The organism is Synergistes jonesii (assembly GCF_000712295.1).
GTDB classification, from domain to species: domain Bacteria; phylum Synergistota; class Synergistia; order Synergistales; family Synergistaceae; genus Synergistes; species Synergistes jonesii.
In genome coordinates, this window is the sequence record NZ_JMKI01000005.1 from 80,740 (window position 1) to 92,353 (window position 11,614).

Annotated in this window: 11 protein-coding genes; all 11 read right to left on the minus strand. The window is 60.5% G+C overall.

The features are described from left to right. Positions 1–211: 211 nt before the first annotated feature. The gene (locus tag EH55_RS01905; RefSeq protein WP_037974348.1) at positions 212–625 is read right to left on the minus strand and encodes an EamA family transporter; all 414 of its coding nucleotides are present in this window, start codon (positions 623–625) and stop codon (positions 212–214) included. 179 nt (positions 626–804) lie between these two features. Then, positions 805–2,301 (minus strand): efflux transporter outer membrane subunit, encoded by a 1,497-nt coding sequence (locus EH55_RS01910; protein ID WP_037974349.1) that lies wholly within the window; start codon positions 2,299–2,301, stop codon positions 805–807. Further along, positions 2,298–5,435, minus strand: coding sequence for an efflux RND transporter permease subunit (locus tag EH55_RS01915; protein WP_037974350.1), 3,138 nt, complete (start codon positions 5,433–5,435; stop codon positions 2,298–2,300). The genes EH55_RS01910 and EH55_RS01915 overlap by 4 nt, the downstream gene beginning before the upstream one ends. A 4-nt stretch (positions 5,436–5,439) precedes the next feature. After that, positions 5,440–6,660, minus strand: a complete 1,221-nt coding sequence (locus tag EH55_RS01920) for an efflux RND transporter periplasmic adaptor subunit (RefSeq protein ID WP_037974351.1) — start codon at positions 6,658–6,660, stop codon at positions 5,440–5,442. Between the two features lie 42 nt (positions 6,661–6,702). Beyond that, positions 6,703–7,326, minus strand: a complete 624-nt coding sequence (locus tag EH55_RS01925; protein ID WP_037974352.1) for a TetR family transcriptional regulator — start codon at positions 7,324–7,326, stop codon at positions 6,703–6,705. Positions 7,327–7,819: 493 nt separating this feature from the next. Further along, entirely contained in the window at positions 7,820–8,239 is a 420-nt protein-coding gene (locus tag EH55_RS01935; protein ID WP_070114438.1) for a TIGR03943 family putative permease subunit, read from the minus strand. Beyond that, on the minus strand, positions 8,239–9,051 hold the full coding sequence (locus EH55_RS01940) for a metal ABC transporter permease (protein ID WP_201769321.1): 813 nt from the start codon (positions 9,049–9,051) through the stop codon (positions 8,239–8,241). The genes EH55_RS01935 and EH55_RS01940 overlap by 1 nt, the downstream gene beginning before the upstream one ends. Further along, positions 9,048–9,743, minus strand: a complete 696-nt coding sequence (locus tag EH55_RS01945; RefSeq protein WP_037974354.1) for a metal ABC transporter ATP-binding protein — start codon at positions 9,741–9,743, stop codon at positions 9,048–9,050. The genes EH55_RS01940 and EH55_RS01945 overlap by 4 nt, the downstream gene beginning before the upstream one ends. Before the next feature lies 1 nt (position 9,744). Continuing rightward, positions 9,745–10,758 carry a metal ABC transporter substrate-binding protein gene (locus EH55_RS01950; protein WP_037974355.1) on the minus strand — a complete coding sequence of 338 codons (1,014 nt, stop codon included), beginning with the start codon at positions 10,756–10,758 and terminating at the stop codon, positions 9,745–9,747. Between the two features lie 51 nt (positions 10,759–10,809). Beyond that, entirely contained in the window at positions 10,810–11,109 is a 300-nt protein-coding gene (locus EH55_RS01955; protein WP_037974356.1) for a hypothetical protein, read from the minus strand. After that, positions 11,106–11,525, minus strand: coding sequence for a Fur family transcriptional regulator (locus EH55_RS01960; RefSeq protein ID WP_037974357.1), 420 nt, complete (start codon positions 11,523–11,525; stop codon positions 11,106–11,108). The genes EH55_RS01955 and EH55_RS01960 overlap by 4 nt, the downstream gene beginning before the upstream one ends. Between the last annotated feature and the right edge of the window lie 89 nt (positions 11,526–11,614).

Here is an 11,614-nt window from a genome sequence, read left to right on the forward strand (position 1 = left end):
AACGGCAGTATTTATTTAAAAAAAATATATTTCTTATATAGAAATATAAAAATACTTTGGATTTTTTGTGGAAATGACTGATAAATCGATGGGGGCTGAACGATATTGCAACTTCCCTAATATGGTGGGATCTGCACGGCGAAACTCGCTTCGAAAAGACGGCGAAGCCCCGCCGAGAAGGGGCGCGGGGCGTTAGCGGCGCGGATTAAAATCATAAAATCAGCACGAATGTGCCGATCGTGATAAGGGCGCCGCCGATCAGCGTCTTGAGCGACAGCGTTTCGTGCAGGACGACGAAGGCGAGCAGCATGCCGATGACGACGCTGGACTTGTCTATCGGTATGACCTTCGAGGCCTCGCCCATCTGCAATGCACGGAAGTAAAAGAGCCACGACGCGCCCGTCGCGAGGCCGGAGAGCACTAAAAACAGCCAGCTTTTCCCGCTTATGCAGCCGACGCCGCAGCCGGCTCCGCTGACGAAGACGACGACCCACGCCATCACCACGACGACGACAGTCCGCAGCGCGGTCGCCAGATTCGAGTCGACCCCCTCGAGGCCTATTTTCGCGAGGATGGAAGTAAAAGCGGCGAATAGCGCCGAAAAAAGAGCGTAAACGGCCCACATATTAAAGCCCCCTTTGCATGAAACGCCATCTGCATAATTATTATAGTTCGACCGGCGCGGAAAATAAACGCTGCAAGCGCCGTACGCCGAAGATATTTGCGCGGCGGCCGGCGCGCATATGGAAAGGCGCGGCCTGTGTCAGCCGCGCCTTCGTCTGCCGTTGGCTGTGATTTTATCCTTTATTTTTTCTTTTTCGCCCTTTCCGCTTCGGCAAGCGCTAACTCAGCTTCTTCCATCGGCTTCCAGCCGCCGCCGAGCGCGTTGAAGAGCCGCACCGCGTTCGTCGATATCTGCCCCCGGCTTATCGCGTAGGCTTCCGAAAGCGCCGTCAGCGACTGCTGCGCGTTTATGACGTTCGTGAAGTCGACGAGGCCGTTCGCGTATTTGTCGTTCGCGACGTCGAGCGCGGTCTGCGCCGCGTCGACGCCGTTTTTGAGAGCGTCGCGGCGCTCGTATTCCTTGACGTTTGCGGCAAGGGCGTCGCGGACCTCGCCTGCCGCGGCAAGCACTGTCTTCTCATACGACGCCAGCAGCTGCTCCGCTATCGCGCCCTGGGCACTGATGTTGTTCCTTATCGCGCCGGCGTGGAAAATAGGCCAGCTTATCGACGGCAGGAGGCTGTAGAGCTTCGACGGCCCTTCGAAGAGGCTCCCCCAGTTCCCGCTCTCCGTGCCTATGGAGCCCGTGAGGTAGAATTTCGGCCAAAGCTCGGCCCGGGCGGCCTTTTTGCGCGAGAGCTGTGCTGCGAGCAGGCGCTCGGCCTGCACTATGTCGGGGCGGCGGCGCAGCTGGTTCGCCGGTATCCCTATGAAGGCCCCGTCCTCTATCTGCGGGATCGGGGCTTTCGGCGATAATTTTTCGTCAAGAGCGCCGGGCGCCTCGCCGACGAGTATCGCAAGCGCGTTCTTCGCCTGCTCTATTTGGGCTTCGATGCTCGGGATCGCGGCCCTCGTCTGCTCCATCGTATACTGCGCCTGCTTCAGCGCCAATTCGTCGGCGAGCCCGGAGTTTACCTTCGAGCGCTGGATGTCTACCGTATCCTGCTGGAGGGCGAGGTTGTATTTCGCGATATCGAGGCGCTCCTGCAGCGTGCGCAGCGAAATATATTCCATCGCGGTCTCGGCCGCGAGGCCGGTCCACGCGGAGTAGAGAGCCGCGTACTGCGCTTCGAGCGTCGCTTCCTGGGCCTTGACCTTCGCGCGCGTCCCGCCGAATATGTCTATCTCCCACGACGCGTCGATGCCGAGCTTCGTCAGGGTCACGCTGTTGCCCGTGCCCCCGGCGGCGGCCGGCGTGCGGCTGTCGCTCCAGAAGTTCGTCGAGTCGAGCCACGGCAGCAGCGACGCGCGGCTGACGCCGAGCGCCGCACGCGCCTCAGTGACCTTGGCGTGCGCGGCAGCTATATCCCTGTTGCCCGTCAGCGCCTCCTTGATGAGCTCCGTCATCGTCGGGTCTCCGAAGACGTCCCACCACGACGCGAGCTGCTCCGGCGTAACGGCTTCGTCGGCCGAAGAAGCCGAGAGGGGATAGAGGCGTGCGAGCTCCGCCCAGGCCCCCTCTTTGATCAGGGCGTCCGCGTCGGCCGAGACGGGCGCCGCTTTATCGGCCGCGAACGCGCCGCACTGCGAAGCCGCCATCACGAGCGCCGCTATCGCGCAGAATGTCAGTTTTCTCATTGCTCGGCCACCTCCTCGGCCCGGTTCCTTTTAAGGGACGCTTTGAACTTTTCGCGCATACCCTGGAAGAGCACGTAAAGGGCGGGCACCAGGAAGATGCCGAAGATCGTCGCCGCGCTCATGCCGAAGAACATCGCCGTGCCTACAGCCTTGCGGCTCGACGCGCCGGCGCCGGACGCGAAAAGCATCGGCAGCACGCCCAGGACGCAGGTGAAGGCGGTCATCAGCACGGAGCGGAAACGTTCGCTCGCCGCCGTCGCCGCCGCCTGAATCAGCGGCAGCCGGTGAGCCTCGCGCTGCTCCTTCGCGAATTCGACGATCAGTATCGCGTTCTTCGCCGCGAGTCCGATCAGCAAAAGCACGCCGAGCTGCGCGTAGATGGAGAGCGAAAGCCCCATGAGCCAGGTGCCGCCGAGGGCCCCGAACATGGCTACGGGCAGCGAGAGGATGACGGGCACGGGGACCGACCAGCTCTCATACTGAGCGACGAGGAAGAGGTACGCGAAGATCAGCGCTATCAGGAGCACCGCCAGGATGCCCCTGCCGGAGCTCTGCTCCTGATAGGTCATCCCCGACCATTCGTAGGAGTAGCCGGCCGGCAGGCTCTTCGATATCTCCGCGACGCGGGCGATGCCTTCGCCCGTCGAATAGCCCTGCTTCATGACGATCGTGACGTTGGCGCTCGGGTAGAGGTTGTAGCGGTTGATGGCGCGCGGCGCGAGCGTCTTGCGAAGCGAGACGAGGCTTCCCAGCGGCACCTGGTTGCCCGCAGAGCCTCTGACGAAGATGCCGCTGATGCTGTCCACGCTCTTCCTGTAATTCCATTCCGACTGCACCATGACGCGGTTGACCTGCGTGCCGATGTTGATGTCGTTGATGTAGGCCGAGCCGAAGTACGACTGCAGCGTCGTGAAGATGCTGCTGATTGGAACGCCCATCATCTCGGCCTTTTCGCGGTCTATGTCGAGGAAGAGGTGGGGCGTGTCGGCGGTATAGGAGCAGAAGGCGTAGAGCACCTCCGGCGCCTGGTTCAGCTTCACCAGCAGATCGCGCATGACCGCCGCGAGCTTCGCCGGATCGTTTTCCATGCGCGACTGTAGCCGCATGTCGAGCCCGGAGGCGTTGCCGAGCCCGGAGATGGCTGGCGGCGTGAAGACGCTGATCTGCGCCTCCGGGTATTTCGCGGCGATCGCGCGAATCTTCGATACTATCGAGTTGAGCGACATCTCCGGGGATTTGCGTTCGTCCCACGGCCGCAGCGGGAAGAACATCGTCGCGACATTTTCCCCGTTTCCGCCCATGAAGTTCGCGCCCTCGATGGAGACTGCGCTCTCCAGCCCGGGAATCTTTTTGATCTCTTCGGTCATCGGCTCTACCACGTCCCTTGTGCGCGACTGCGAAGCGCCCTCAGGCAGCTGCACCGTCGTGAAGACTATGCCCTGGTCCTCGTCGGGGATGAACTCGGTGGGCAGCGTCGTGTAGATGTACCAGCACGCCCCCATGACCGCGGCGAGAATCGCGAGCGTCACGGGCAGGCGCCGCGCCAGCCATATCGAGCCGCGGACGTAGCTGCGCGTCGACTTCATGAGCCCGGTGTTGAACCATTTGAGCGGGCCGCGCTCGGCCTGACGCGTCCGCCTCAGCATGTAGGCGCACATCACCGGCGATAGCGTCAACGCTACGATGAGCGAAAACACGACCGCGAAGGAGATAGTTACCGCGAACTGCTTGTATATCTGCCCCGTGATGCCGCCCATGACGCCGACCGGCACGAATATCGCGAGAAAGACGAGAGTCGTCGCCGCCATAGGGGTCGTGACGTCCTTCATAGCCTGGAGGGCCGCTTCCTCGGGGCCGCACTTGTCCCTCTCCATTATGAAGGTGACGCGCTCGACGACGACTATCGCGTCGTCGACGACCGTCCCTATGACCAGGACGAGCCCGAAGAGCGACAGCGTGTTGATGCTGTAGCCGAGGAAGGCCAGCCCTGTGAAGGTCGCGAGCAGCGAAATGGGAATCGCCGCTATCGGGACCAGCGTCACGCGCCAGTCCTGTAGGAAGATGTAGCAGACGAGCACGACGAGCGAGAAAGTCAAAAACAGCGTCATGATTATCTCCCTGATGGTCGCCGTGACGTAGCGCGTCGAGTCGTAATTCAGCCTCAGCTCCATGTCCTCCGGCAGATTCGCGGAGATTTCCGCCGCCGTCTTCTTCGCGGCGGACATAACATTGAGGGCGTTGGAGCCCGACGACTGCGAAAGGACTATTATCGCCGAGCGCGCGTTGTCCACGTTGCTGTGGAAGTTGTAGTTTTCGGAGCCGAGTTCGATGCGCGCGACGTCGCGCAGCTTGACTATGCCGCCGCCGGCCGTGGTCCGCACGACGATGTTGTCGAAATCCTCCGCCGTCGAAAGCCGGCCCTTGGTCTGCAGCGTATAGACGAGCGGCGCGTCCGTATCCGACGGCTGAGAGCCTACGGAGCCGATCGAGGCCTGTTTGTTCTGGCTCTGTATCGCCGCGGCTATGTCGCTTATCGAGAGCCCCAGCGCCGCGATGCGCGCAGGGTCGACCCACACGCGGATGCTGTACTTGGAGCCGTACACCTCAACGTTGCCCATGCCGGGCACGCGCTTCATCGTGTTCCTGATGTTGTTGTAAGCGTAGTTCATCAGCGCCGCTTCGTCGTAAGTGCCGTTGGGCGAGCGCAGCGAGTACATGCCCAGCGTGTCGGAGAAGGACGATTCGACCGTGATGCCGTCGGCAACGACTTCCGAGGGCAGCTGCGGCGATATCTGGGTGACGCGGTTCTGCACGCGGACCAGCGCCATGTCGGGATCAGTGCCGGTTTCGAAAGTCACGAAAAGGCTGTACGTGCCGTTGTTGCTCGACGTAGATTCCATATAGATCATTCCCTCGACGCCGTTGACCGTCTCTTCCAGAGGGGCGGCCAACGTGTTCGCCACCGTGACCGCGTCCGCTCCGCGGTAGTTGGCCCAGACGCGTATCTGCGGGGGCGTGACGTCGGGGTACTGGGCTATCGGCAGCGAGAAGGCGGCGATGGTGCCCGCAAGCGCCAGCAATATCGATATGACCATCGCGAAGCGCGGATGGTCGATAAAAAATTTCGCTAACATGATTCTATTTTGTCTCTTCCGCGTCGCCCGAGGCCGCCTGGGCGTCGTAAGCTCTGTCGGCGGTCTTGACCTTCATGCCGTCGCGCAGATTCTGCAGCCCGGCCGTCGCGACCTTCTGACCCTCGGCGAGCCCCTGCGTGACTTCGCGCAGCTCTCCAAGGTCGCGGCCGAGCGTCACGCGCACCGCCGACGCGGTGTCGTCCGAGCCTATCACATAAACGTAATCGCCCTGCTGGTCCGCCATGACGGCCGTCTGAGGAATCGCCGTAACGACGTCGCTCTTGAGGGGCTTCGTCCGCACCCTGACCATCGAGCCGGGAATCAGCGTCCCGTCGCCGTTCGCATAGCGCAGATTCATCATTATCGTCCCCGTCGACGTATCGACCTCGTTGCCCTCGAAGTCGCGCTCTCCCTGGGCGTTGAACTCTGCGCCGTTGCTGAGTATCAGCTTCGTCTTATAGACGGTGCCGTTCTTCTTGAAGGAGGCGAGCTGGTCGAGGTAATCTTTGTCCGGCATAGTGTAGCTGACGCGGATCGGGTCCATCTGCACGATCGTCGCAAGAGGCCCCGACGCCGGCGTGACATAATTCCCCTTCGTGAAATTCGCCGCGCCGATCTTGCCTGTGATGGGGGCCGTAACGCGCGTGTATCCGAGGTTGATCTCCGCGAGGCGCAGTGCGGCCTTTGCCTGGGCGACGGCCGCGCGCCCGGCAAGCGCCGCGCTCTCGGCGTTGTCGCGTTCGGCGGCGGAGACGGCGCGCTCTTCGGCGTTCTGCACGCGCGCGAAATATTTTTCCGCGGCGTCGAGCGTGGCCTTCGCGCGTTCAAGCTCCGCCCTGCGCTGCTCCACCGCCGCCTGGAAGGAGAGCGGGTCTATCTGGAACAGAAGCTGCCCTGCCTTGACCATCGAACCTTCCTTGAAGCATACCCTCGCGACCTCGCCGGAGATCTGCGGCGTCACGAGCACAGATTGAATCGCTTCCACGCGCCCGACGTATTCCGAAGCTTTCTGCGACGCGTCGGTTTTTACGACCGGCTTGACGGAGACGAGCTGTTCGGCGGCCTGCGCCTGGGTCTGCGCCGGAGCCTGCGTTTTCGCGCCTATATAAGCTTTGTAGCCGTACAGCGCGCCGGCGGCGACCGCGACGGCAACGACTATTTTGAGCCAGTCGGCTTTTTTCCGGCCGACCAGTTCAACCTTTCCCTTATCCTGTGAATCCTGCATTTTCTATACGCACCTTCTTTTATAAAATGCCGTTTAAGCGAATCACCTCGCGGCGTCGCTTTCTGTGAGCTCCCTTTTGAGAGCGTCGAAGAGTATGTCCGTGTACTCGGGGAACTCCGGCGGCAGCATGCCGGCCAGCAGCATTACCGAAAGGCCGTGGAAGATGGAGCTGACGAGCACGGCTACCGCGGTCGGAGAGACGTCGGAGCGCAGAAGGCCCTTCTTCTGCCCGTTCGCGATCGCCTCTTCGATCATCGCCTTTTCGCGCCCCATAGATTCTTTGATCACCCGCTCTACGCTCTGTTGAATGTCCGCCGGCCATTCGTCCCTTTTCATCATTATCATATAGACCTTCTTTTTGACGTCTCCCTCTTTGAGCCGCAGATACGCGTCCATATAATAGCTGCGCACGCTTTGGGCGCAGGCCGGCGAGCCGAAGGCGTTTTTCGCGCCCTCCTCGCTTCTTCTGCATATCTCTTCGACGAGACGCAGCAGCAGATCGTTTTTATTGCGGAAATGCCAGTATAGGGCCCCCTTAGACATCCCGGCCCTTGCCGAGATTTCCGTCAGAGATGCGTTGGAAAAATTTTTTTCGCTGAAGACGTCGAGCGCGGCGTCCAAAAGCTTCGCCCTGGTTTCAAGAGATTCCTGTTTCGTCCTTCTCATTCGCTTCACCTCCGCTTCGATTTCATAATAAAGACCGGAAGATTATACATACCGACTGGGTGGTATGTCAAGGTAAGCACGGAGTATGTAAAATATGAGTTAACTACGAAACTAAACGCAACCTACAAAAGCCGACGGCATAGCATTAATTTCTGCAAATGTAACAATATGGACTTGTCCCACCTGAAAATGCAATCGTGAAATTCCTCCTTAAAGACCTGTGGTACAGAAAACAACCGCCCCATAAAATAGAATCTGTGTTTATTATATTGCTTTATTTTGCACTTAAAGTCTTCTTTCTTATTACAACTTTTTCTTACTAAAATAAGAATAAAGGTGGTTTTGGCAACCACCAAGGGAAACAGAGCCGCTTGCAGCCCGGCGCTTTTGCGGCAAAAAACATCGGCTGCGGCGGTAAGAATCGCAGCCGCAACCTATATCGTATGCGATTGCCGCAGACGGGGCGTTTTTTATATACTTGGAACGCGCATCGTCACTGTACGTAAAGCTTTCTCTTGCCGTCTTCCGGCAGCACGGTCAGCTCTGTGAGGCGGAGGCGCACGTATCCTTTATCGTATATTTCCAGAACGCCGGTGACGTCGACCCAGACGTTCTGCTGCGGGTACTTCTTATCCCAAACGACCTCGAAGCCCGGATTCAGATCGGAGCCGCAGCATCCCGGGCCGCGGCGCGTCACTGAGTAAAAATTTTCGCCGGTCTCTTCGTCGGTGAACTTCTCAAATACCCCCTGCAGCCGTATCTTTTTGCCGACGTAGTCCTCGGCGTTGATATATATTTCGTTGATCAGCGAGACGAACACCCTCTCCTTTATCTCAAGCACCTTTTCCGCGGCGGAGAGCGGGGCCGCGGCGACGAACAAAAGGCAGAGCGCCGTATTGAGCGCTTTCTTCATCATCTTATCCTGCCCGCGGCGGCGAATGCCAGAAAGAAAACCAGATTCACCAGCACGATGCTCGCGCCGGCCGGCAGGCCTGCGGCGTACGAGAGCACGAGCCCCGCGAGATACGACGAGAGCGATACAGCGGCGGAGGAGAGGACCACGCCGCGGAAGCTCTTGAAAAGCCTCATCGAGGTGACGGCGGGGAATATTATCAGCCCGGAGATGAGCAGCGCTCCCATGAGACGCATGCCGACGGCGATAGTCACGCCGGTGAGCGCCGCTATGACCATGTTGTAGCGTCCGGCGTTCACGCCGGTGGCTCGGGCGAAATTTTCATCGAAGGTGACGGCGAATATCCTGTTGTAGCAAAGCAGAAAGAGCAGCAACACCGCGGCGGAGGTCGCGACGCTGAGGCGGACGTCCCCCTTGCTCATCGCTAAGATGCTGCCGAACATGTAGTTGCAGACGTCGGTGTTTATGCCGCTTGAGAGCGATATGGCCGTCACCCCCGCGGCGAGCGAACTGGTCGATATCAGCCCGATCGCCGCGTCCCCCTTGATGCCGCTGCCGTCCGTCAGCCTCATGAGCAGCACCGCCGCGACGATGACGACGGGAATCGAAAGGCCGAGCGGCGAGGCCCCCGTCGCGACCGCAGCGGCGAGCGCTCCGAAGCCGACGTGCGAAAGCCCGTCGCCTATCATAGAATAGCGCTTGAGCACGAGGCTGACGCCCAGCAGCGCCGCACATAGCGAGACCATGAGCCCCACCGTCGCCGCGCGCACGAGAAATTTATAGGAGAGCATCTCCGCGATCAAATCGATCATTTTTCCCCGCTCCCATATTGCGCGCGCCCCGGCCACAGCCCGGCCTCTCCGAAGTATTTCTGGCCGCCGTCCAGTTCGAGCACGTGAGTGGCCGCCGCCGCGCCGCGCACGAGGTCGTGCGTCACCATGACGACGGTGGCGCCCTCCTTTTTATTGACGTCGCGCAGCAACGAGTACATGCGCTCCTGCGTCTCCGCGTCCAGCCCGGCCGCCGGCTCGTCGAGCACCAGCATGCCGTCTGCGGCGCAGAGGGCGCGGGCCAGCAGCGTCCTTTGCCGCTGCCCGCCCGACAGTTCGCGGAAGGCCCTTGTACGCAGCTCCCAGAGGCCCATCAGGCGGAGGTTCTTCTCGGCCTCCCGCCTGTCCTGCCTGCCGTAGAAGGGGCGCAGGCCGAGCCGCCCGAGCCGTCCGGAGATGACCGTCTCGTAAACGGTCGCGGGAAAGTCGCCGCGCGATTCGCTCTGCTGCGGCATATAGCCGATGCCGCTCCTCCCGACGCCCTCTTCGAGCTTCACCGTCCCGGCGGAGGGTTTGATCAGGCCTAAAAGCGCCTTGATCAGCGTGCTCTTGCCGGAACCGTTCGGCCCCACTACCGCAAGAAAGGCCCCGGCGGGCAGCTCGAAGTCGACGCCGTGCAGCGCCTCCCTGCCGCCGTAGGCGGCGCAGAGCCCGCGGCATACAAGGGCCGCCATCTCAGTTCAGCGCCTCTTTGAGATTTTCGAGATTTTTCCTCATAAGGGCGACGTAGGTGGCCCCCTCTTCTATCTCTTCGCGCGAAAGGTTGTGGCAGGAGTGCAGAAGCATCTTCTTCGCGCCGGTCTCCCTGCATATCGCGTCGGCCGTCTTTTCGTCGGACATCTCGATGTGGAAGACGACGGGGACATTCTCTTTTCTTACCTTGTCTATGAGGTAGGCGACGGTCGCGGCGCTCGCCTCGCTCTCCGCCGAGCAGCCGGGAAAAGCAGCTGCGTACTTCAGCCCGTATTCGTCCGTCAGATAGCGGAAGGGGAAGCGGTCTCCGAAGACGAGGAGGCGCCGTCCGCCGCCGTCGGTCGTGCGGCGGAAATCTTCGTCGAGCTTTTCCAGCTCGGCGGCATACGCCCTTGCATTCTCTTCGTAGAAAGAGCTGTTTTCAGGGTCTACGGAGGCGAGCGCCTCTTTTATCGCCGCCGCCATCTTTTCCGCGTTGCGCGGCGAGGTCCAGATATGTTCGTCGTATTCCGCTTCATGCTCGTGCCCGTCTTCCTCCGCGCCGTCCTCGTGTGCGTGCCCGTGGTCGTGGCCATGTCCGTGATCCTCCTCCTGCATACCTTCGGCCAGCTCCTCCTCCACGGCGGAGACGCTGTCGATGAGCTTCAGCGTCTTGGGCCCCTTCCCCTCGTCGAATGAGTCAAGGATTTTTTCGACCCAGTGGTCGTTCTCCCCGCCGATGTAGATGAATAGGTCGCAGTTTTGTATGTTGATTATATCCTGCGGCGAAGGAGAATAGGAGTGGCTGTCCATGCCCGGCTTCAGCAGCATCGAAAGCTCTATCCTGTCGCCGCCTATTGCGCGCGCGAAGTCGTACTGCGGGAATATCGTCGCTACGACCTTCGGACGCCCGCCCCTTTCCGACGCCGCCCTTTCTCCGTGGAAGGCGAAGAAGAGGGCGGCGGCGGCGATCGCCGCCGCCGCGCCGATCAATAGATATTTTTTATATTTTTTCATAAGAAAGATTACCTCCATGATTTTTTATTTTTGTCGGGACGCGCCGTCCCCTTAATTGTCCATCTCCGTTTTGAGCGAGGTGGGCGTCTGCGAAATCAAATACGGGAGGAGCGGCCGCTTCGTTTCGCCGGCGTCCCCGTAGGATTCCGCGGCATCGGGCGAGTCGCCGGGCAGCGGCGCCGCGCAGCCTTCCCGCCATTCTGCTACGGCGAGGCACAGCGGGCATTCCGCGCCGGAGCAGAGGTGCCCGGCGTGATGCAGCGGCATCGCCGAAAAAATAGAAAGCATTGTCAGAAGCAGCAGCAGCGCCGCGATACGCGTGACGCGGCGCGCCTCCGGCTTAACGCTCACGCCTTGCCGCCCCTCTCGGAAACGCAGCCGCAATGTCCGTAAATCACCGTTTTTGACGGATCCAGGTTAAAAGAATGCTGCTCCATGAGGTGCCGCGAGAAACCCTCGGCGGCGGAACAGTCGATATGCTTCAGCCCTCCGCAGTCGAGACATTTCAGATGAAGGTGCGGCGGGGCCCCCTCTTCGCCGAGGCGGTAGATCGCCGACTCCCCCTTTTCCGAAATATATTTCAGCGCCGCTCCATCCTCCGCCATCTTTTCCAGCTGACGATAAGCCGTCGTCCTGTCTATAGGCCGGCCTCGCTCGGCGAGCGCCGCGCAAATGTCGTCGACGCTGAAACAGCGCTCCGGATTTTCCGTAAGAAGCGCCAGTATGGATTCATGATGTCTGGTCTTATATCTGCAGCGCGCCGCCATTTTTCGTCCCCCACTATTAAACTGCAATCTGTTTGCAATTTTATATCACAGAGCGGCGGATCGTGCAAGGGGGCGAATACGCCGCCCTC

Coding starts and splice junctions, on each gene's coding strand:
- EH55_RS01940 (WP_201769321.1), bottom strand. CDS start 9,051: ATGATCGATTTGATCGCGGAGATGCTCTCCTATAAATTTCTCGTGCGC.
- EH55_RS01935 (WP_070114438.1), bottom strand. CDS start 8,239: ATGAAGAAAGCGCTCAATACGGCGCTCTGCCTTTTGTTCGTCGCCGCG.
- EH55_RS01950 (WP_037974355.1), bottom strand. CDS start 10,758: ATGAAAAAATATAAAAAATATCTATTGATCGGCGCGGCGGCGGCGATC.
- EH55_RS01915 (WP_037974350.1), bottom strand. CDS start 5,435: ATGTTAGCGAAATTTTTTATCGACCATCCGCGCTTCGCGATGGTCATA.
- EH55_RS01905 (WP_037974348.1), bottom strand. CDS start 625: ATGTGGGCCGTTTACGCTCTTTTTTCGGCGCTATTCGCCGCTTTTACT.
- EH55_RS01910 (WP_037974349.1), bottom strand. CDS start 2,301: ATGAGAAAACTGACATTCTGCGCGATAGCGGCGCTCGTGATGGCGGCT.
- EH55_RS01945 (WP_037974354.1), bottom strand. CDS start 9,743: ATGGCGGCCCTTGTATGCCGCGGGCTCTGCGCCGCCTACGGCGGCAGG.
- EH55_RS01925 (WP_037974352.1), bottom strand. CDS start 7,326: ATGAGAAGGACGAAACAGGAATCTCTTGAAACCAGGGCGAAGCTTTTG.
- EH55_RS01960 (WP_037974357.1), bottom strand. CDS start 11,525: ATGGCGGCGCGCTGCAGATATAAGACCAGACATCATGAATCCATACTG.
- EH55_RS01920 (WP_037974351.1), bottom strand. CDS start 6,660: ATGCAGGATTCACAGGATAAGGGAAAGGTTGAACTGGTCGGCCGGAAA.